This is a genomic window from Burkholderia sp. BE12 (assembly GCF_002959955.1).
In the GTDB taxonomy this organism is placed as follows: domain Bacteria; phylum Pseudomonadota; class Gammaproteobacteria; order Burkholderiales; family Burkholderiaceae; genus Burkholderia.
Genome location: NZ_PREY01000010.1, coordinates 126,371 through 147,918 on the forward strand (window position 1 = coordinate 126,371; position 21,548 = coordinate 147,918).

Annotated in this window: 17 protein-coding genes; 11 read left to right on the top strand and 6 right to left on the bottom strand. The window is 67.1% G+C overall.

Annotation, left to right across the window (positions count from 1 at the left end; genetic code table 11):
- Positions 1-24: 24 nt before the first annotated feature.
- The gene (locus C4B30_RS13480) at positions 25-276 is read right to left on the bottom strand and encodes a DUF4148 domain-containing protein (RefSeq protein WP_027781686.1); all 252 of its coding nucleotides are present in this window, start codon (positions 274-276) and stop codon (positions 25-27) included.
- Positions 277-585: 309 nt separating this feature from the next.
- Positions 586-1,989: a GntP family permease gene (locus C4B30_RS13485; protein ID WP_027781685.1), complete on the bottom strand. Its 1,404-nt coding sequence runs from the start codon at positions 1,987-1,989 to the stop codon at positions 586-588.
- Between the two features lie 316 nt (positions 1,990-2,305).
- Between C4B30_RS13485 and C4B30_RS13490 the strand changes: the two genes are divergently transcribed.
- The 5 genes from C4B30_RS13490 to C4B30_RS13510 all read left to right on the top strand — a co-directional run bounded on the left by C4B30_RS13490 (position 2,306) and on the right by C4B30_RS13510 (position 8,046).
- Positions 2,306-3,793 carry a sigma-54 interaction domain-containing protein gene (locus tag C4B30_RS13490; protein WP_105132596.1) on the top strand — a complete coding sequence of 496 codons (1,488 nt, stop codon included), beginning with the start codon at positions 2,306-2,308 and terminating at the stop codon, positions 3,791-3,793.
- Positions 3,794-3,847: 54 nt separating this feature from the next.
- Positions 3,848-4,375 (top strand): BON domain-containing protein, encoded by a 528-nt coding sequence (locus C4B30_RS13495; protein ID WP_027781683.1) that lies wholly within the window; start codon positions 3,848-3,850, stop codon positions 4,373-4,375.
- A gap of 61 nt (positions 4,376-4,436) precedes the next feature.
- The gene (locus tag C4B30_RS13500; protein ID WP_063831192.1) at positions 4,437-4,709 is read left to right on the top strand and encodes a hypothetical protein; all 273 of its coding nucleotides are present in this window, start codon (positions 4,437-4,439) and stop codon (positions 4,707-4,709) included.
- A gap of 102 nt (positions 4,710-4,811) precedes the next feature.
- On the top strand, positions 4,812-5,108 hold the full coding sequence (locus C4B30_RS13505; protein ID WP_027781681.1) for an H-NS histone family protein: 297 nt from the start codon (positions 4,812-4,814) through the stop codon (positions 5,106-5,108).
- Between the two features lie 580 nt (positions 5,109-5,688).
- Entirely contained in the window at positions 5,689-8,046 is a 2,358-nt protein-coding gene (locus tag C4B30_RS13510) for a GNAT family N-acetyltransferase (RefSeq protein ID WP_027781680.1), read from the top strand.
- Positions 8,047-8,697: 651 nt separating this feature from the next.
- On the opposite strand, the gene C4B30_RS13515 is transcribed toward C4B30_RS13510, so the two are convergent.
- Positions 8,698-9,249 carry a hypothetical protein gene (locus tag C4B30_RS13515; RefSeq protein WP_027781679.1) on the bottom strand — a complete coding sequence of 184 codons (552 nt, stop codon included), beginning with the start codon at positions 9,247-9,249 and terminating at the stop codon, positions 8,698-8,700.
- 176 nt (positions 9,250-9,425) lie between these two features.
- The gene (locus tag C4B30_RS13520; RefSeq protein WP_027781678.1) at positions 9,426-10,247 is read right to left on the bottom strand and encodes an IclR family transcriptional regulator; all 822 of its coding nucleotides are present in this window, start codon (positions 10,245-10,247) and stop codon (positions 9,426-9,428) included.
- Between the two features lie 663 nt (positions 10,248-10,910).
- Here C4B30_RS13520 and C4B30_RS13530 point away from each other — a divergent pair.
- On the top strand, positions 10,911-11,759 hold the full coding sequence (locus C4B30_RS13530; RefSeq protein ID WP_027781676.1) for an ureidoglycolate lyase: 849 nt from the start codon (positions 10,911-10,913) through the stop codon (positions 11,757-11,759).
- A gap of 188 nt (positions 11,760-11,947) precedes the next feature.
- On the opposite strand, the gene C4B30_RS13535 is transcribed toward C4B30_RS13530, so the two are convergent.
- On the bottom strand, positions 11,948-12,331 hold the full coding sequence (locus C4B30_RS13535) for a VOC family protein (protein ID WP_027781675.1): 384 nt from the start codon (positions 12,329-12,331) through the stop codon (positions 11,948-11,950).
- 275 nt (positions 12,332-12,606) lie between these two features.
- On the opposite strand from C4B30_RS13535, the gene C4B30_RS13540 reads away from it, so the two are divergent.
- The gene (locus tag C4B30_RS13540) at positions 12,607-13,242 is read left to right on the top strand and encodes a CGNR zinc finger domain-containing protein (RefSeq protein WP_227789630.1); all 636 of its coding nucleotides are present in this window, start codon (positions 12,607-12,609) and stop codon (positions 13,240-13,242) included.
- 15 nt (positions 13,243-13,257) lie between these two features.
- Here C4B30_RS13540 and prpR read toward each other — a convergent pair whose 3' ends face one another.
- Positions 13,258-15,240 carry a propionate catabolism operon regulatory protein PrpR gene (prpR, locus tag C4B30_RS13545; protein WP_027781673.1) on the bottom strand — a complete coding sequence of 661 codons (1,983 nt, stop codon included), beginning with the start codon at positions 15,238-15,240 and terminating at the stop codon, positions 13,258-13,260.
- 170 nt (positions 15,241-15,410) lie between these two features.
- Here prpR and prpB point away from each other — a divergent pair, with 170 nt between their 5' ends.
- From prpB to prpF, 4 genes are all read left to right on the top strand, one after another.
- Complete coding sequence (gene prpB / locus C4B30_RS13550) at positions 15,411-16,304, top strand: methylisocitrate lyase (RefSeq protein ID WP_027781672.1); 894 nt, start codon at positions 15,411-15,413, stop codon at positions 16,302-16,304.
- Between the two features lie 40 nt (positions 16,305-16,344).
- The gene (prpC, locus tag C4B30_RS13555) at positions 16,345-17,517 is read left to right on the top strand and encodes a bifunctional 2-methylcitrate synthase/citrate synthase (protein WP_027781671.1); all 1,173 of its coding nucleotides are present in this window, start codon (positions 16,345-16,347) and stop codon (positions 17,515-17,517) included.
- A gap of 83 nt (positions 17,518-17,600) precedes the next feature.
- Positions 17,601-20,195 carry a Fe/S-dependent 2-methylisocitrate dehydratase AcnD gene (gene acnD / locus C4B30_RS13560; protein ID WP_027781670.1) on the top strand — a complete coding sequence of 865 codons (2,595 nt, stop codon included), beginning with the start codon at positions 17,601-17,603 and terminating at the stop codon, positions 20,193-20,195.
- Between the two features lie 24 nt (positions 20,196-20,219).
- Entirely contained in the window at positions 20,220-21,410 is a 1,191-nt protein-coding gene (gene prpF, locus C4B30_RS13565; RefSeq protein ID WP_027781669.1) for a 2-methylaconitate cis-trans isomerase PrpF, read from the top strand.
- The last annotated feature ends 138 nt before the right edge of the window (positions 21,411-21,548 follow it).

The following is a 21,548-nucleotide window of genomic DNA, read 5'->3' on the forward strand; positions in this document are numbered from 1 at the left end:
AGCGTCGAGCGGGCCGACGCCGGATTAGCGGCCCGACTCCGACGACGCGCCGCGATCGCTGCCGTATCCGGCATCGTGCTGACGGGCGATCTTCGCTTCGGCGGATACGATGCTGGCCGGATAGAACCAGTCGCTCGACTGGAAGCCGGCCTGCTTGAGCGCCTTGACTTCGGCGTGGACCTGCGCGCGTGTGAGCGGCGGGTTCGACTGGGCCTGCGCGGCGAACGGGGCCGAGACGGCCAGGGCGATGGCAATGGCTTGGATCAGGCGCTTCATGATGCGGACCTCCACGATTTCCGGTGAATCGCGGCGCGTCGTTCGTCGAAGCGTCGCGCGATGTCGAAACCAGTGTAGGCCGGCGCGGGCGTGCGAAAAATGCGATCGCGCCCAACGCAGTGTTTTGCTGCGGGCAACAATGGGTGGCGGCCGGGCGAGTGACGGCTCGGACGACTGCCGGCGTGTCGATTTGGCGTAGGGAAATGAAATCGGACCGGATGCGCGTGCCGGAATCCGTTCCGGTGCGCATGCGGTCCGATCTCGAAAGACGAGAAGGCGGCGCGCGAAACGCCGCCCTGATGCCAATGTTTACACGAGCCCCGTCGCGTAGTACACGGCGATCACGAAGAATACCGCGAGCGTCTTGATGACGGTGACCGCGAAGATGTCGCGATACGACTCGCGGTGCGTGAGGCCCGTGACGGCGAGCAGCGTGATGACCGCGCCGTTGTGCGGCAGCGTGTCCATGCCGCCGCTCGCCATCGCGACGACCCGGTGCAGCACGTCCATCGGGATGTTGGCCGCTTGCGCGCCCTTGATGAACAGGTCCGACATCGCGGCGAGCGCGATGCTCATGCCGCCGGACGCGGAGCCCGTGATGCCCGCGAGCGAGCTGACCGACACGGCTGCGTTGACGAGCGGGTTCGGGATGCTCTTCAGCGCGTCGCTGACGACGAGGAAGCCCGGCAGCGCGGCGATCACGCCGCCGAAGCCGTATTCCGACGCGGTATTCATCGCGGCGAGCAGCGCGCCGGCGACGGCGGCCTTCGAGCCTGTCGCGAAGCGGCCGCTGACGCGCTTGAACGCGGTCAGCAAGACCAGCACGATACCGAGCAGCAGCGCGGCCTCGACCGACCAGATCGCGACGACCGTCTTGATCGACGTCGTGATCGGCGCATGCACGCCCGGCAGCACTTCCGGCGCGACCGTGTACGACGCGGCGCCGTACCACTGCGGGATCAGCTTCGTGAACGCGAAGTTCGACACGCCGACGAGGATCAGCGGCAGGATCGCCAGCGCGGGGTGCGGCAGCGCCTTTGCCTCGACGCGCTCCGGCTCGTTGACGAGCGACGTGCCGTAGCCCTCGCCCTTCGCCATCGCCGAACGGCGGCGCCATTCGAGATACGTGAGGCCGATGACGATGATGAACAGCGAGCCGATCGTGCCGAGCGCGGGCGCGGCCCAGGCAGTCGTCTTGAAGAACGTGGTCGGGATGATGTTCTGGATCTGCGGCGTGCCGGGCAGCGAATCCATCGTGAACGAGAACGCGCCGAGTGCAATCGCGCCGGGCATCAGCCGTTTCGGGATGTTGCTCTGACGATAGAGTTCGGCCGCGAACGGATAGACCGCGAACACCACGACGAACAGCGATACGCCGCCATAGGTGAGCAGCGCGCACACCGCGACGATCACCGCATTCGCGCGCGAGCGGCCGATGTAGCGGATCGCCGCATGGACGATCGACTCGGAGAACCCGGACAGTTCGATCACCTTGCCGAACACGGCGCCGAGCATGAAGACCGGGAAATACAGTTTGACGAAGCCGACCATCTTCTCCATGAAGATGCCGGAGAAGACCGGTGCGACGGCGGCGGGTTCGGTCAGGAGCACCGCGCCGAGCGCGGCGATCGGCGCGAACAGGATCACGCTGTAGCCGCGATACGCGGCAAACATCAGGAACGCCAGCGCGGCGAGGACGATCACGAAAGACAAGGGAGTCTCCTAATGGCTTTGGTTGTTGTTCGATCGCGCGGTGCGTCGCGGACCAGCTCAGGTTAGTGCAGGTTTCGTGCCATCGGCCGGATTGCGCCGCCGGACAGGGGTCCGCCGGCAGCCGGCGGGCCCGCGCCGGTGCAGGTCTGACGATTCTACATAAAACGTCTCCATCTGGAGACGTTTTAGCCGTCCGGTCACCCGTCGAAATCGTGCCGGGCTTTCCCGGACAACGCATTGCGGCGAGTCTCCAGAGTGAGATAATCCGTCTCGTTCCGGAGACATCCGGCCGACGATACATGGAGACGAAGACACGATGATGAACGACTGGATCCGCCTGCCCGTGAACTACGGCGACGTGCTGCGGCGCGCTGCCGAGTCGCTGTTCCGGACCTTCGAGGATTCGAGTGCGGGCACGGTGGTCGTCGATCGCGACGCGCGCGTCGTGTGGATGAACGAGCGTTACGCGGCACGCTTCGGTTTCGCCGATCCGCAGCAGGCCGTCGGCCTCGACTGCGAGGCCGTGATCCCGAACAGCCTGATGCGCGAGGTCGTGTCGACCGGGCAGCCGATCCTGCTCGACATCATGGAGACGGGCCGCGAGCCGCTCGTCGTCACGCGCCTGCCGTTGAAGAACGAGGCCGGCGAGACGGTCGGTGCGATTGGCTTCGCGCTGTTCGACCAGTTGAAGACGCTCACGCCGATTTTTTCCCGCTACGCGCAGCTTCAGCAGCAACTGATCGCGACGCAGCGCTCGCTCGCCCAGGCGCGCCGCGCGAAATACACGTTCGCGAGCTTCGTCGGCACGAGTGCCGCGAGCCTCGAGACCAAGCGCCAGGCGCGCCGCGCGGCGCAGGTCGATTCGCCGGTGCTGCTGCTCGGCGAGACGGGCACCGGCAAGGAGCTGCTCGCCCACGCGATTCACGCGGCGTCGGCGCGTGCGCTCCAGCCGCTCGTGACCGTCAACGTCGCCGCGATTCCCGACACGCTGCTCGAAACCGAATTCTTCGGCGCGGCGCCCGGTGCGTACACCGGCGCCGATCGCAAGGGGCGCGTCGGAAAATTCGAGCTGGCCGATCGCGGCACGCTGTTTCTCGACGAGATCGGCGACATGCCGCTGCCGTTGCAGGGCAAGCTGCTGCGTGTGCTGCAGGACAAGGAGTTCGAGCCGGTCGGCTCGAACCGGTTCGTGCGCGCGGACGTGCGCATCATTGCCGCCACGTCGGCCGACCTGCCGGCGCTCGTGGCGGCCGGGCGGTTTCGCGCGGATCTCTATTACCGGCTGAACGTGCTGACGATTCATGCGCCGCCGTTGCGCGAGCGCGCCTCCGACATCGCGGCGCTCGTCTACGCGACGCTCGAGGAGCTGGCGGCCCAGCACGGGCGCGCCGCGCACTGCGAGCTGACCGACGATGCGCTGCGGATGCTGTGCGCGTATCCGTGGCCCGGCAACGTGCGCGAGTTGCGCAATACGCTCGAACGCGCGCTGATGCTGTCGGACCGTTCGGTGATCGATGCGCGCGCGCTCGCGCCGTTTCTCGGGCCGGTGCGTGTCTCGCCGGACGGCGCGGGGCCGGCACAGCGGGTTGCCGCGGTGCCGGCCGAGCAGCGCGCGGGCGATGCGTCGACGGCATCCGGTGCGTCGGCCGCGTCGTATGCCGATGCACTGGCGGCGTGGGAGCGCCAGTTCCTGACCGATGCGCTGGCGGCCTGTGACGGGAAGGTAATTGAAGCGGCCGCGCGTATCGGGATCGGCCGCGCGACGCTGTACAAGAAACTGGCGGCGCTCGGTATCGACCGGTAGGCCGATCGGCGATGCCGATGCGGCTCGACGTAACGCATCGAACAGGAGGTCACGATGAAGCGGATCGGCATTGCAGGATGGCTCACCATGTTGCTGGCGAGTTCCGTACTCGCTCAGGCCGGCGACGCCGATGCGCCCGAAGCGCGGCGCAACTGGTACAACGATCCGTTCGTCGCGCTGTCGCAGGACGTGGCCGAATGCCCGTTGCCGCTCGGCCCGTGGATGACGCGCGCCGAGATGACGGACGATGCGCACTACCGCGCCGAACGCGGCACGACCTGCTGGCTCGCCCATCGCTGCACGAAGCCGAACTCGTATATGTATGACGCGTCGATCGCCGAGGCGGCGAAGGCGCGCTTCGCCGGTTCCGATCGCCTGCGCGGCACGAGCCTGTGGATCACCGTGCAGCGACGGTTTATCTACGTCGAAGGATGCGCGAATACGACGTTCGATAGCCAGGCGCTGCAACGCGAATTCGAGGCGCTTCCGGACGTCGAGCAGGTTTTCGTTCGCATCACCGATGATCCGCGCAAGCGCTTGCCGTACAAGGCGCGCGGGCAACCCGACCGCACGCCGGACTGACGGCCGAAGGGCTGCCCATGGCATACTCGCGACATTCAAAAAAAGGTTGACGGGAAGAACAATGAAACACATGCTTGCGTCGGTCTGTCGGTGGCCTCGGGCGGCCGTGATGTTGGCTCTGGTTGCAGGGCTCGGCGGGTGCGGTGGCAGTGCTCCGCTGTTCACTTCGGACGGGCGCCCGACCACTCAGGTGCAATGCACCGGCAGCGACTGGAGCAATTGCACGGACAATGCCCGGGCCATGTGCAACGGCGATTTCGAAGTGATCCAGCAATCGACGGATGACGCCGTGCGAAATCTTCTCTTCGCATGCAAGAAGAAGAGCGGCTATTGATCCCGAAATGACCGGCTGAGGAGACCACGATCGGGGAAGCGCTTTTCTGTTTGCTTTGAGTCACTTGTTTTTCACGAATAACACTCACGGAGTCCCATCCATATGGCGACCTACAGGCAACTGAGCGCGCAGCTCGAACGGCTCCAGCAAAAAATCGACAAGGAACGTGAAAAGGCGATTGCCGACGCGATTGCGGATATCCGCGCGAAAATCGACGAATACGACATTACGCCGGAAGAGCTCGGTTTTCTCCCGGCAGGATCGGCCGCCGCCGCGAAGCCGAAGCGGACCTTGCCGCCGAAGTACCTGAACCCGAAGACGGGCGAAACCTGGAGCGGCCGCGGGCGGGCGCCGGCATGGCTGGGCAAGAATCGCGGACGTTTCCTGATCAAGGACTGACTCCCGAAAATCCTCACCTTTCGTGTGCCGACTGACGGTGCGAACGGCCATGCGGCGTTCGCACCGTTTTGTTTTGGCGCAATCGTCATGCGATTTTCCCTGGCGAATGGAAGTGCGATGCCGCGCAATTGACGGATTCCGTTTTGCGAATTCGCTGCGATCCGGCCGCATATTGCGGGGAATTCCCGTAAACAACCGCGTAATGGCGCAATGCACGCGCATTGGCATTCGCGTTTTTCGCGGTGCATGCCCGACGCGGATTTTCATCACCTTTCGCGTGTTTGCGCAGTGTGTCGTGCGATTCCCGAAGATACTCACCATGGCTCCTGTAAATCCTCACCTCTGAGAAAGCGGCTGCAGCGTCGTGCCGCGTTGCGTGCATCGTGCGAGCGGCGCGGCGATGCCTGCCCGCGTGGGTTGCAGTCCATGGTGCGAGCATTGACGCTCGTCGAACAGTCGGCCGTTCGGCATATAGGCAGTCGCAGGCGCTTCGCCTATGCTTGGGGTTCGCGTCGATCGGCGCACGGCCTGCGTGGCCGCATGCCGATCGTGTCGTCTTTCGTCACCGCAGGGAGCCGATGTGACCGTTCGCCATCTCGATGCGTTGTTCCAGCCCAAGTCCGTTGCGGTCGTCGGCGCGTCGTCGCGCGCGGGCAGTATCGGCGCGATGGTGTGGTCGCGTGTGCTCGACGGTGCGTTCCAGGGGCCCGTGTGGCCGGTCAATCCGAAATATCGCGAGCTGGACGGGCATACGGTCGTCTCCGATGTCGACCGGCTGCCCGCGCCGCCGTCGGTTGCCGTGATCTGCACGCCGCCCGCGACCTGGGCCGGCATCGTGCGCAAGCTCGGTGAGCTGGGCACGCGCGTCGCGGTGATCGTCGGCGAGGCGCGCACCGAGGCCGATCGCGCCGCGGTCGATCGCACGCTGAAGGCGGCGAAGCCGTTCGTGCTCCGTATCGTCGGGCCGGGCAGTCTCGGCGTGTTGTCGCCCGCGCGGCATGCGCATTTCGGCGCGCCTGCATATACGGCGCGGTCGGGCGGCGTCGCATGGGTGTCGCAATCGAATGCATTGACGAACGCGGTGCTTGGCTGGGCCGATGCGCGGGGCCTCGGCTTTTCGCATGTCGTCGCGCTCGGCAGCGAATCCGATGTCGATGCGGGCGACGTCCTCGACTATCTGGCAAGCGATCCCGGCACGCGCGCGATCCTGCTCGAACTCGATACCGTGCGCGCGGCGCGCAAGTTCATGTCAGCGGCGCGCGCGGCCGCCCGCAACAAGCCGGTGCTCGCGCTGCGCACCGGCCGTGCCGATCCCGGCGACGCGCTCTACACGGCGGCGTTCCAGCGCGCGGGCATGGTGCGCGTCGATGCGCTCGACGATCTGCTCGACGAAATCGAGACGCTCGGCGTCGGCCGCGTCACCGCACGGGGGGCGGCGACGCTCGTGACGAGCGATGCGGGCGTGGCGAAACTCGCGGTCGATGCGGTGGCCGACGTGCGCGACGTGCTGACCGACTGGTCGCCCGCGGCAACGTCGGCCGTCGCGGCCGCGTTGCCGCATCTCGCGGCGCCAGCCAATCCGCTTACGCTGGGCGACGATGCGCGCCCCGAGCACTTTGCCGCGGCAATCAAGGCGCTCGCCCCGTTTCCGCAGACGGGCACGCTGTTCGTCGTTCATTCCACTTCGCACAGCGCGCCGGCCGATTCGGTCGCGCGCACGCTGATCGACTCGCGGCAGTATGCGCATCGCGGCATCCTCGCGTGTTTCTTCGGGGCGGTCGACGCGGCGACCCGCGATGCGCTGCACGCGAACGGCATCCCGGTGCACACGACGCCGCAGCGGCTCGCACGCGCGTATGCGCGTCTCGTCGACTACAACCTCGGGCGCCAGTTGCTGATGCAGACGCCGGAGGGCACGCCGCTGCAGCCGGCCGAGTGCGTGGCGTCCGCCCAGGCCGACGCACGCCGCATGGTCGAAGCCGGTCAGCATGAACTGGCCGGCGAAGCCGCGCTGCGCTGGTTGTCCCGTTTCGGTCTGCAGGGCGAGCAGCCCAACGAACCGGCCGGCAAGAAGGTCGTCGACATCACGGTCGACATGTACGACGATTCGAATTTCGGTCCGGTGTTTCGCTATGCCGTGCCGCCGGCCGATGGCGTATCGGCGCCGTTCGTCGTCTACGGCCTGCCGCCGCTGAACACGGTGCTCGCCCGCGCGGTGATGGAGCGCTCGCCGTATGCGCGCAGGACGTCCGTCGAGCCGACGCTCGACGCGCTGACGGCACTGTCGCAGGTCGTCTGCGACGTGCGCGAAGTCGTCGCGATGTCGGTCACGCTGCGCGTGCTGTCCGATCGCGCATGGGTGGTCGCGCCGCGCATCACGCTGGCGTCGGGGCGCAGCCGGCTCGCGATCATGCCGTATCCGCGGCACCTCGAGCAGACGCTCGAGTGGCGTGGCGAGACGGTGACGATCCGTCCGATCCGTCCGGAAGACGAGGCCGCACACAACGAACTGCTCGGTGCGATGACGCCGGAAGATTTGCGGATGCGTTTCTTCGGCGCGGTGCGCAGCTTCGACCATTCGCAGGTGGCGCGCATGACGCAGATCGACTACGACCGTGAGATGGCTTTCATCGTGTCGTTCACCGATGTGTCGGGGCGCGACCACACGCTCGCGGTCGCGCGTGCGGTCGCCGATCCCGACAACGAGACGGCGGAGTTCGCGATCGCGGTACGGCCCGATCAAAAGGGCAAGGGGCTTGGCCGGCTGATGATGACCCGCATCATCGACTACGCGCGCTCGCGCGGCACTGCCTGGATGGTCGGCGAGGCGCTGCGCGAGAATTCGGCGATGATCTCGCTCGCGAAATCGTGCGGGTTTGCGGTGTCGACGACGGAGGAGCCCGGCGTCGTGGGTTTCAGGATGAAGTTGCAGCCGTAGGCGTCGGTTTCAGGTCTGGCGCTTGGGGCAGAGCGTGGTGTCGATGCGTCCGAACGTTTCGCCATGTCGGATGCTAAATAAGGAATGCAAAGCGTTCGAGCCTGTCTCGAAGCAAAGCGTCTGTCAACGTGTCGGACCTGTCGGTCGAAGCGATACCGTAACGCACGCATGGCGTCCGGCGATGCTCACGCCGTGCTGCGATATTCGTCCGCCGCAGCCGTTTCAACCGATGTGCGTGCAGGCATTCGCTACCGTATTCCGGCCTCGCATTTTCAGAGCCGTCACCAAGGTGAGACTTTTCGGGAGCGGCGAGTGAGCTTTTTCGGGACAGCGTGGTGAGCCGATACGGGAGCGTTCGGTGAGCTTTCCCGGAACGGTTGGTGAGCACCTGCGGGAGAGGCCGGTGAGCCTTTCCGGGAGGCCTCGGTGAGCACTTGCGGGAGCGATTGGTGAGGACGTTCGGGAGGCGTCGGTGAGTGTCTCCGGGAGCCTTGGGTGAGGCTTTTCGGGAGACCGTGGTGAGCGCTTGCAGGATGCCGAGGTGAGCTTTTTCGGGAGCATGCGAACGCATGGCTCCCAGGGGCGCGGCGCCGGCCCATGCCGGCGTGACGCGCGGGTGCGGGCACGCAGGAACCGTGCCCGCGATCACATTCACGCGGCGAGCTTCGATGCCGCGTCGTTCACCTGGTCGCGCGAAATCGCGAGTTCCTCGAGGTGCGAATCGGCATAGATGGCACCGGTTTCGCGCTCGAGGCGGGCGATCGTGAGCGCGCAGCGCGCGGTGTCTTTCGGCATCGCGATGAAGCGTTTGACCGACTCGCCGGACGTGAACGCGTCGAACAGTGCGCCGCGCACGTCGTCCGGAAGCGTCTTGGTCCACTGGTACGGCTTGCCGTTGAACGTGATCGACGGCGGCAGAGTGCGTTCCTTCTTGGTCGCCGTGATGAGCCCGTAGGTGCGGGCCGCGTCGCCGATCTGCTCGGGCGAGAAGAGTTCGTCAGGCGTGATGTCGAACTGCTCGATGTAGTTTTCGATCGCCTGCATGGCGGCGGCACGATCGTCGCGCTTTTTCTGCGCGCGCGCGACGATATCGCGCAACTCGTCCGCTTCCTCGGGCGTGATCGTGAAGCTTGCCTGCTTCTGCTGAAGTTCGGAGAAACGCTGGAATTCTTGATCGTTCAGAAGTTTGGCCATGACATCCATCGGACACGACGGCCGCGACAACCGGCCGCCGTAGTTTTTGAGAGGGCCGCTATTCTAGCGTAGCGCCGCGGGTGCCCGATGCGGCATCGCGCATCGGGCACCGCACGGGCGTCGCATACACCCGGCGCCGGCGCCGCTGTGCCGTGCCCGCTGCACTTTGCCGGGTAACCCGCGCGTCAGCAGGTCTCGGTGCGGCACATCGACAGATGGGCGGCCGTGTCGCGCAGTGCGCCGACGACCCCGTCGACGGACGGCGCCATGTGCGCATCGATCCGGCGCATGTACGGGCACGTCAGCACCGCGATCGCGTGGCCGGCCGGCCCGAGGATCGGCACGGTCAGGTCGGTCACGCCGTACGCTTGCCGGCTGTCCTGACGCAGATAGCCGGACTGCCGGATGGACTGACACGCATTCGCGAGCTCCTGTTCGTTCAGCGGCGCCTCGCCCCTGACCTTGTGGTGCTCGGCCAGCATGTGCGCGCGTTGCTCGGCGCCCTGGAACGCCAACATCATGCGCCCCGATGCCGTATCGGCGAGGCCGACGCGCGAGCCGAGCCGGACCGACACGCCCCACGGGCCGGGCCCGTCCACCTGCGCGATCACGAGCAGGTTGCCGCGATCGTAGACGGACAGGTGGCACGACTGCTCGGCGGCATCGGCGAAGCGCTGCATCGGCGGCAGTGCCTCGGCGATCAGCCGGTTCATCGGCGGATGCCGGTGCGCAAGCGCGAACAGCTTGAGGCTGAGCGTGTAGCGGTCGCCGCCGGTCGAACGCATCACGTAGCGGCGCGCGACGAGGCGTTCGAGCATCCGGTAGATTTCGCTCGCGTTACGGCCGAGTTCCTTCGTGATTTCGGTGCGGGTGAGTCCTTCTTTCTGCTCGGACAGGAGTTCGAGGATGTCGAGGCCCTTGTCGAGCGCGGGTGCGCGATAGCGGTCGATAGCGGCCATCGATTCCCGTGCGTCGCTGCCGGGAAGCGGGTCGTTGGTTGTCTGCATTGTCGGTGTGAGGTTGGGGGATTGCCGTCGATCGGTTGGCGACGCACGCTGGCCGGTTCTGCACGCGTATAGGGCGGCTCCGCGTATGGCTATGAAAGCCATCCGTACGAGCTTAGCAATAAACATCCAGTGTGCAATGCAGCGTCTTTTTACCGATCGTTACCGAACAAGAACGGATAAGCAAACGTTTTCGATGACAGGGGCACCCCGAATAGCCAGTATTCATGTGCCGATGGCAGGCGCGGCCGCGCACGACTGCCGATCGATCGACGGTGGGGCCGCGCATGCTGCGCCGCAGTGTCGGCAGGCGCACCAATAGTCGGTATCCGTCGCGCGTCATTTCACGGCGCGCGGCCGATGGTACAAAGGCTTGCGGGCCAGCGACGGCGCGGCCGCGCGTGCAGCCGGCCGGCATGGCCCGGCACGCGTCGCGGATGCCGGGCCGTCGTCGCCGATGCGCAGACCGGCGGCCGCCCGTTCGATGCGCGCCGTACCGTCGTACGGCGCCGCGATCGCTGCGCCCGCGCGACTCTCGCGCGTCGACGGCATGCCGCATGCGGCGCCGACGCGTGCACTCGACGATCGACAACCCGTCCGGCGCGCGGCCGCGAAAGGCCACGGCGGCCGGTATCCTGTCCCATTCGACAACAGAGGTTAAGCACGATGAAACTGCTTCGCTATGGCCCGTCCGGCCAGGAAAAGCCCGGCGTCCTCGACGCGGCCGGCCGGATTCGCGACTTGTCCGCGCATGTGCAGGATCTTGCCGGTGAGGTGCTGTCCGACGCGGGTCTCGCGCGGCTGCGCGCCATCGATCCGGCCACGCTGCCGCTCGTGTCCGGCGAGCCGCGCATCGGCGCGTGCGTCGGTCAGGTCGGCAAGTTCATCGGCATCGGCCTGAACTACGCCGACCACGCAGCCGAAGCCGGCATGGCGGTGCCGAAGGAGCCGGTCGTGTTCGGCAAGTGGACGAGTTCGATCTGCGGCCCGAACGACGGCATCGACATCCCGAAGGGGTCGGTCAAGACCGATTGGGAAGTGGAGCTGGGTGTCGTGATCGGCGCGAAGTGCAAGGACGTCGACGAGGCGCGCGCGCTCGATTACGTCGCGGGCTACTGCGTCGTCAACGACGTGTCCGAGCGCGAATGGCAGATCGAGCGCGGCGGCCAGTGGGACAAGGGCAAGGGCTTCGACACGTTCGGCCCGCTCGGCCCGTGGCTCGTCACGCGCGACGAAGTACCCGATCCGCAGCGTCTCGACCTGTGGCTCGAAATCGACGGCCACCGTTATCAGAGCGGCAACACGCGCACGATGGTGTTCACGGTCGCGCAACTGATCGCGTATCTGTCGACCTGCATGACGCTGCAGCCGGGCGACGTGATCACGACCGGTACGCCGCCGGGTGTCGGCATGGGCATCAAGCCGTCGCCGGTGTTCCTGAAGGCCGGCCAGATGGTGCGCCTCGGGATCGAAGGGCTCGGCGAGCAGTTGCAGAGCACGCGCAACGCGCAATGAGCGCGTGAGCGGCGCGGGCCGACTGGAGGACGCAGCCACCCGCGCGCCGGCCATGCTGCCCGATCCGTCGGCATGACCGTCGCCGCGAGCGGCGCGTACCGAACGACGATGTAGCCGAAATCAGGGGCCCGGTTCCGCGCGATGCGGAACCGGGCCTTTGTTGCTCGTCCGCGTGCGGACGAAGCGGATCAAACGACGTTGTCGAGTTCGCAATGCGCTTCGAGCCGATACCCGTCGGGGTCGACGACGAACGCCGCGTAATAGCCGGGGCCGTAATGCTCGCGCTTGCCGGGCCCGCCGTTGTCCTTGCCGCCGTGCTCAAGGGCGGCGCGGTAGAACGCGTCGACCTCGACCGGCGACGCGGCCTTGAACGACAGGTGCAGCCCCGAATCGGGATCGGCGACGACGGGGCGAGCGGCGTGCTGCAACCACAGCTCGGGCTCGGTCGTGCCGTACCCGATGGCGCCGTCGTCGCTATACAGACGCTTGTAGCCGAGTGCGCCGAGCGCGCTGTCGTAGAAGGTGCGGCTGCGGCCGATGTGCGCAACGCCGAACGAAAGGTGATCGATCATCTGTGGCTCCTTGAACTGATGTGGACGTCAGTGCGGCAAACCTGCTCATAGACACCATGCCAGCCGCTTGTAGCGAAGCGCGCCGAGCGTGGTGTCGTCGTACGTGCGGCCGGCGGCGGTGTGGATAACGTTGAACGAAAGACGATCGATCATCTGTGTCTCCTTGAATTGAAGGGGCGTCGGTGCGGCAAACCTGTTTTTAACCACCTTGCCGGTTATGTTAGAAATCGCTCGAGTGCTTGTCAACCGGCATGGTGGTTAGATACGATCGGATCATGAGAAAAATGCAACCTTCCGTCACGACGGACTGCCTGATCCCGGCGCCGCCCGACACGCTGAGCCTCGATTTCGCGAACACGCTGTACTGGCGCGGCAGCGACCCGCCGACGGAAACCTTCGGCACGATGGACGACCTGCTGGCGTGGTGTCGCGAACAGGCGGGCGTACCGGGCGAGTTGGCCGACGCATGTCGCGTGCCCGACGAAGAGAAAGAGAAGGAGAAGGACGACGAGCCGACAATGCTCGCGCAGGCGCTCGCGTTGCGCGAGGCGCTATACCGGCTGTTTAATGCACAGGCGGAACAGCGCGAGCCGCGGGATGCCGATCTCGCGCTGCTCGGCGGCTTTCTGGCGGAAGCGTCGCCGCGCGTTGCGCTGGCGCGCGTCGACGGCCGCTATGCGTGGCGGATCGACGCGTCGGGTGCGACGCTCGCGGGGCTATTGAGCCCGGTGCTGTGGTCGGCGATCGACCTGCTCGGCGGCGCGCGGCTCGCGAAGGTCAAGCGTTGTGCGAACGATGCATGCCAGTGGCTGTTCATCGACGACAGCAAGAACGGCAGCCGGCGCTGGTGCTCGATGTCTTCGTGCGGCAATCGCGCGAAGGCGTATCGCCACTATCACAAGGCCGAATGACGGGGCGACCCGAACCTATTTCGCCGACAACTTCCGCCACAGCGTCGTCTTGCTGATGCCGAGCATCGCGCAGGCGCGGTCGCGGTCGCCGCCGCACGCGTCGAGCACCGCACGGATCTCGTCGGCTTCCGCGCGACGGCGGCGCGCGTGCAGCGTTTGCGCGTCATCGGCGTCGGCCGCGTCGGGCGGCGCGACGAACAGCTCGGGTGCGATCACCTGCAGCGCGCCGGGGGCGAGCGCCGTGCACGGGGCGCCCGGATCGCTTTCATCGACTTCCTCGGCCAGCTCGACCGCGATCCGCTCGACCACGTTCTGCAGTTCGCGCACGTTGCCGGGCCAGCGGTAGCGCGCGAGCGTCGCTTGCGTCGCGTCGAGCACGCGCAGTGCATCGTCGGTGTCGCGCACGCGTTCGGCCAGACGCGGCTCGCGCCGCGCGGCCTGCACGAGCAGCGTCGCCGCGAGCGCGGGAATGTCGGCCGCGCGCTCGCGCAGCGGTGGCAGGCCGACGTTCAGGATGTTGAGCCGGTAATAGAGATCCGCGCGGAACGTGCCGGCCTCGACGGCCGCGAGCAGCGGCCGGTGCGTCGCGGCGATCACGCGCACGTCGATGCGGATCGGCTCGGTCGAGCCGAGGCGGATCACCTCGCGCTCCTGCAGCACGCGCAGCAGCCGGCTCTGCAGCGACGGCGGCATCTCGCCGATCTCGTCGAGAAACAGCGTGCCGCGGTGCGCGGCCTCGAACAGGCCGGTCTTGCCGCCGCGCCGCGCGCCGGTGAACGCGCCTTCTTCATAGCCGAACAGTTCGCTCTCGAGCAGCGCTTCCGGAAACGCACCGCAGTTGACCGCGACGAACGGATAGCTGCGCCGCGCGGACAGCGCATGCAGGCTCTGCGCGATCATTTCCTTGCCGGTGCCGCTTTCGCCGAGCACGAGCACGGTCGCGTCGGATTTCGCGTAGCGGCGCACGAGCTCGCGCACGCGCGTCATCGGCGCCGATGCGCCGACCACGTCGTCGAGCGCGTAGCGTGCGGCGAACTGTTGCGTGGTCGGTTGCGAACGCAGCGCGCGATCGAGTCGTTCGACCGCGCGCGATTCCTGGAACGTCAGTACGCTGCCCGACGTGACGCCGCGATCGACCAGCGGCCCGCGATGCACGACGTAGCGCACGCCGCGTACGGTCGCGAGCGCATCGCCGTCCTCGCCGCGCAGCGTGCGCAGCTCGGGCCGCAGGTCGACGAGCGCGCGGCCGACGGCCGCCGCCGGTTCGACCCCGAGCGCCGACGCGAGCCGTTCGTTGATCGCCTCGACGCGGCCGCGCGCGTCGAGCGCGACCACGCCGTCGCGCAGGTGCTGCAGCAGCGTGTCGAGCCGCTGGCGGCGGAATGCCTCGGCGTGCGTCGCATACGCGACTTCGAGCGCCGTCTCGACGGCCTTGCGCACCGACGCATGCGAATACAGGAACACCGCGCCCATGCCGGCGCTGGCCGCGAGATCGGTGACGAGGCCCGGGCCGACGATCGTCTGGATGCCGCGATCGCGCAGGTCGTGCACGCAGGCTTCCGCTTCCTGCGCGGACTGATATGACGCAAACTGCACGTCGAGGCCGTACGCGGCGACGAAGCGGCGCACTTCGGGCGGCGTTTCGCCGGCGCTGACCAGTGCGATCCGCGCTGCATCGCGCCGGGCGCGCGCGAGCGCCTGCATCACGTCGAAGCCGGTCGGCGACACGACCACCACCGGCACCTGGGCGCGCGTTTTCAGGAAGCCGCCGTTCGAGCCGGCCGCGACGATCACGTCGGGCCGCGCGGTGCCGGCCTCGGCGATCGCGCTGAGCGCATCCTCGTACGCGCGCGTCACGATGCGCACGTCGGCGCGTTCGTCGAACTCGCCGGCGATCTCGCGAAACAGGTCGCGCAGGCGGCTGATGCCCATCGCCCAGATGCGCGGGCGCACCGTGCGGTCGGCCGGACCGACGGGCTTGGTCGAAGAGAGGTCCATGACGGCCGATTATGCGCGCGCGATTTCATTTTTGAAACATGAAATTGCTGAATTGAAATATCCCGGCGCCGCCTCGCTCGGGCCGGGTGCTTAAGAATCAGTGGGTTAGCGGCGTTTCGCGAGCTGGCCCGGTCCTTGCTGTTATCGGGCATTCCATCAGGAGGCCGTTCATGAGCAATACGCATCTTCAGAGCGCCGGCGCGAAGTTCCGCGCGGCAGTCGCGGCGGAGCAGCCGCTGCAGGTGGTCGGCGCGATCACCGCGTACGCGGCCAAGATGGCGCAGGCCGTCGGCTTCAAGGCCGTCTACCTGTCGGGCGGCGGCGTCGCCGCGAACTCGCTCGGCATTCCCGATCTCGGCATCAGCACGATGGAAGACGTGCTCATCGACGCGACCCGAATCACCAACGCGACCGACCTGCCGCTGCTGGTCGACATCGACACGGGCTGGGGCGGCGCATTCAACATCGCGCGCACGGTCCGCTCGTTCATCAACGCCGGCGTCGCGGCCGTGCACCTGGAGGACCAGGTCGGCCAGAAACGCTGCGGCCACCGCCCGGGCAAGGAAGTCGTGCCGATCGAGGAAATGGTCGATCGCGTGAAGGCCGCGGTCGATGCGCGTACCGACGATCAGTTCGTGATCATGGCGCGTACCGACGCGGCCGCCGCGGAGGGAATCGACTCGGCGATCGAGCGCGCGGTCGCGTACGTCGAAGCCGGCGCCGACATGATCTTCCCGGAAGCGATGAAGACGCTCGACGACTACCGCCGCTTCAAGGCGGCCGTGAAGGTGCCGATCCTCGCGAACCTGACCGAATTCGGCTCGACGCCGCTGTTCACGGTCGACGAGCTGCGCGAGGCGAACGTCGACATCGCGCTGTACTGCTGCGGCGCGTATCGCGCGATGAACAAGGCCGCGCTGAACTTCTACGAAACGCTGCGCCGCGACGGCACCCAGAAGGCAGCCGTGCCGACGATGCAGACGCGCGCCGAGCTGTACGACTTCCTCGGCTATCACGAATACGAGCGCAAGCTCGACGAACTGTTCGCGCAGGGCAAGAAGTAACGCGGCCCGCGCCCCCCGATACCCATTGGAGAAGGAAAACATGAGCGAGACGAAAGACGCAGCAGCACCGGCCGCCGCAGGCGCATTCAAGCCGAAGAAGTCGGTGGCGCTGTCGGGCGTGACGGCCGGCAACACCGCGCTGTGCACGGTCGGCAAGACCGGCAACGACCTGCACTATCGCGGCTACGACATTCTCGACGTCGCCGAATCGTGCGAATTCGAGGAAATCGCGCATCTGCTCGTGCACGGCACGCTGCCGAACATGACCGAACTGGCCGCCTACAAGACCAAGCTGCGCGCGCTGCGCGGCCTGCCGAGCGCACTGAAGGCCGCACTCGAACAGATTCCGGCGTCGGCCCACCCGATGGACGTGATGCGCACGGGCGTGTCGGTGCTCGGCACCGTGCTGCCGGAGAAGGACGACCACAACCTGCCGGGCGCGCGCGACATCGCCGATCGCCTGATGGCGTCGCTCGGCTCGATGCTGCTGTACTGGTATCACTTCTCGCACAACGGCAAGCGCATCGAGACGGAAACCGACGACGACTCGATCGGCGGCCATTTCCTGCACCTGCTGCACGGCAAGACGCCGTCGAAATCGTGGGTCGAGGCGATGCACACGTCGCTGATCCTGTACGCGGAGCACGAATTCAACGCGTCGACGTTCACGGGCCGCGTGATCGCGGGCACGGGCTCGGACATCTACTCGGCGATCACCGGCGCGATCGGCGCGCTGCGCGGGCCGAAGCACGGCGGCGCGAACGAAGTCGCGTATGAAATCCAGAGCCGCTACAGCTCGCCGGACGACGCCGAAGCCGACATCCGCCGCCGCGTCGAGAACAAGGAAGTCGTGATCGGCTTCGGCCACCCGGTCTACACGATCTCCGATCCGCGCAACAAGGTGATCAAGGGCGTCGCGCACAAGCTGTCGAAGGAAGCGGGCGACCTGAAGCTGTACGGCATCGCCGAGCGCCTCGAAGCGGTGATGTGGGACGCGAAGAAGATGTTCCCGAACCTCGACTGGTTCAGCGCGGTGTCGTATCACATGATGGGCGTGCCGACCGCGATGTTCACGCCGCTGTTCGTGATCTCGCGCACGTCGGGCTGGAGCGCGCACATCATCGAGCAACGCATCGACAACAAGATCATTCGCCCGAGCGCGAACTACACGGGCCCGGAAGACCTGCAGTTCGTGCCGATCGAGAAGCGTTGAAACGCCTGTCGCGCGCACCGGCGCCCGTGATGCGGGCGGCCTGCGCGCGCGGCACGTCATCCCCCGAATTCCCGCCCCACATCATGAATACCGCCAACCGCAAACCCCTGCCCGGCACGTCGCTGGACTATTTCGACGCGCGTGCCGCGGTCGACGCGATCGCGCCCGGCGCCTACGACACGCTGCCGTACACGTCGCGCGTGCTCGCCGAAAACCTCGTGCGCCGCTGCGATCCGGCGATCCTCGCCGAGTCGCTGAAGCAGATCATCGAGCGCAAGCGCGAACGCGATTTTCCGTGGTTCCCGGCGCGTGTGGTGTGCCACGACATCCTCGGGCAGACGGCGCTCGTCGATCTCGCCGGCCTGCGCGACGCGATCGCGGACGGCGGCGGCGATCCGGCGAAGGTGAACCCGGTCGTGCCGGTGCAATTGATCGTCGACCACTCGCTCGCCGTCGAATGCGGCGGCTTCGATCCGGACGCGTTCGCGAAGAACCGCGCGATCGAGGATCGCCGCAACGAGGATCGCTTCCACTTCATCGAGTGGACGAAGAAGGCGTTCGAGAACGTCGACGTGATCCCGCCGGGCAACGGCATCATGCACCAGATCAATCTCGAGAAGATGTCGCCGGTGATCCAGGCGCAGGACGGCGTCGCGTATCCGGACACCTGCGTCGGCACCGACAGCCACACGCCGCACGTCGACGCGCTCGGCGTGATCGCGATCGGCGTCGGCGGGCTCGAAGCCGAGAACGTGATGCTCGGCCGCGCGTCGTGGATGCGCCTGCCGGACATCGTCGGCGTCGAGCTGACCGGCAAGCGCCAGCCCGGCATCACCGCGACCGACGTGGTGCTCGCGCTGACCGAGTTCCTGCGCAAGGAAAAGGTGGTCGGCGCGTACCTCGAGTTCCGCGGCGAAGGCGCGGCGAGCCTGACGCTCGGCGATCGCGCGACGATCTCGAACATGGCGCCTGAATACGGCGCGACGGCCGCGATGTTCTTCATCGACGGCCAGACGATCGACTACCTGCGCCTCACCGGCCGCAGCGACGAGCAGGTGAAGCTCGTCGAGACCTACGCGAAGGCGGCCGGACTGTGGGCCGATACGCTGGCCCACGCGCAATACGAGCGCACGCTGACGTTCGACCTGTCGAGCGTCGTGCGCAACATGGCCGGCCCGTCGAACCCGCACAAGCGGCTGCCGACGTCCGATCTGGCCGCGCGCGGGATCGCCGGCCGGTGGGAAGAGAAGCCGGGCGAGATGCCCGACGGCGCGGTGATCATCGCCGCGATCACGAGCTGCACGAACACCAGCAACCCGCGCAACGTGATCGCGGCGGCCTTGCTCGCGCGCAACGCGAATGCGAAGGGCCTCACGCGCAAGCCGTGGGTGAAGAGCTCGCTCGCGCCGGGCTCGAAGGCGGTCGAGCTGTATCTGGAAGAAGCGAACCTGCTGCCCGAACTCGAGAAGCTCGGCTTCGGCATCGTCGCGTTCGCGTGCACGACCTGCAACGGGATGTCGGGCGCGCTCGATCCGAAGATCCAGCAGGAGATCGTCGATCGCGACCTGTACGCGACGGCCGTGCTGTCCGGCAACCGCAACTTCGACGGCCGCATTCATCCCTATGCGAAGCAGGCGTTCCTCGCGTCGCCGCCGCTCGTGGTCGCGTATGCGATCGCCGGCACGATCCGCTTCGACATCGAGCAGGACGTGCTCGGTCACGGCCCCGACGGGCAGCCCGTCACGCTGAAGGACATCTGGCCGACCGACGAGGAGATCGATGCGATCGTCGCGTCGAGCGTGAAGCCCGAGCAGTTCCGCAAGGTCTACGAGCCGATGTTCGCGCGCAGCGCCGACGCGGGCGAGCGCGCGGCGCCGCTCTACGACTGGCGCGCGCAGAGCACGTACATCCGCCGTCCGCCGTACTGGGAAGGCGCGCTTGCCGGCGAGCGCACGTTGAAGGGCATGCGCCCGCTCGCGGTGCTCGGCGACAACATCACGACCGACCACCTGTCGCCGTCGAACGCGATCCTGCTGGACAGCGCGGCCGGCGAGTACCTCGCGAAGATGGGCCTGCCGGAAGAAGACTTCAACTCGTACGCGACGCACCGGGGAGACCACCTGACCGCGCAGCGCGCGACCTTCGCGAATCCGACGCTGATCAACGAGATGGCGGTGGTCGACGGCGCGGTGAAGAAGGGCTCGCTCGCGCGCGTCGAGCCGGAAGGCAAGGTCATGCGGATGTGGGAAGCGATCGAGACGTACATGAATCGCAAGCAGCCGCTGATCGTCGTGGCCGGCGCCGACTACGGCCAGGGCTCGTCGCGCGACTGGGCCGCGAAGGGCGTGCGGCTCGCGGGCGTCGAGGCGATCGCCGCCGAAGGCTTCGAGCGGATCCACCGCACCAACCTGATCGGGATGGGCGTGCTGCCGCTCGAGTTCAAGCCCGGCACCAACCGGACGACGCTCGGCATCGACGGCACCGAGACCTTCGACGTGATCGGCGAGCGCACGCCGCGCGCCGACCTGACGCTCGTGATTCACCGCAGGAACGGCGAGCGTGTCGAGGTGCCGATGACGTGCCGGCTCGATACGGCCGAGGAAGTGTCGATCTACGAGGCGGGCGGCGTGCTGCAGCGTTTCGCGCAGGACTTCCTCGAATCGTCGCAGGCGGCCTGAACGGCGCACATTGGGAACACAGACATGGCTCACATTCCTCAAATCAGGATTCCCGCCACGTACATGCGCGGCGGCACCAGCAAGGGCGTGTTCTTCCGGCTGCAGGATCTGCCGGATGCCGCGCAGGCGCCCGGCGCCGCGCGCGACGCGCTGCTGCTGCGCGTGATCGGCAGCCCCGATCCGTACGGCAAGCAGATCGACGGGATGGGCGGCGCGACGTCGTCCACCAGCAAGACGGTGATCGTGTCGAAGAGCACGCGGCCGGGCCACGACGTCGACTACCTGTTCGGTCAGGTCGCGATCGACAAGGCATTCGTCGACTGGACCGGCAACTGCGGCAACCTGTCGGCGGCGGTCGGCCCGTTCGCGATCAGCGGCGGGCTCGTCGATCCGGCACGCGTGCCGCGCGACGGCGTCGCGACCGTGCGGATCTGGCAGGCGAACATCGGCAAGACGATCGTTGCTCACGTGCCGATCGTGAACGGCGCGGTGCAGGAAACGGGCGATTTCGAACTGGATGGCGTCACGTTTCCGGCCGCCGAAGTGCAGCTCGAATTCATGGACCCGGCCGCCGAGGAAGAAGGCGCGGGCGGCTCGATGTTCCCGACCGGCAACCTCGTCGACGATCTGGCCGTGCCGGGCGTCGGCACGCTGAAGGCGACGATGATCAACGCGGGTATCCCGACGATCTTCGTCGAGGCGGAAGCGATCGGCTATACGGGCACGGAGTTGCAGGACGCGATCAACGGCGACGCGAAGGCGCTCGAGAAGTTCGAGACGATCCGCGCGCACGGTGCGTTGCGGATGGGCTTGATCGACACGCTCGACGAAATCGCGACGCGGCAGCACACGCCGAAGATCGCGTTCGTCGCGAAGCCGGCCGACTACGTCGCGTCGAGCGGCAAGCACGTGAAGGCGGGCGACGTCGACCTGCTGGTGCGCGCGATGTCGATGGGCAAGCTGCATCACGCGATGATGGGCACGGCGGCGGTCGCGATCGGCACGGCCGCGGCGATCCCCGGCACGCTCGTCAATCTTGCGGCGGGCGGCGGCGAACGCAACGCGGTGCGCTTCGGGCATCCGTCGGGCACGCTGCGCGTCGGCGCGGAGGCGCGGCACGAGAACGGCGAGTGGAGCGTCACGAAGGCGATCATGAGCCGCAGCGCGCGCGTGTTGATGGAAGGCTGGGTGCGGGTGCCGGGGGATGCGTTCTGATGCATGACGGTTCGTGCGTGCGGCGTGGCGCAACCGAACCTTGGGCCGATCCCTGCGAAGTGAATCCGCTGCGCAGGGATTTTTGTTTGCTGGGTGCGCGGCGGAAGCCATTCGATGACCAAGGCATCGAACCGACGC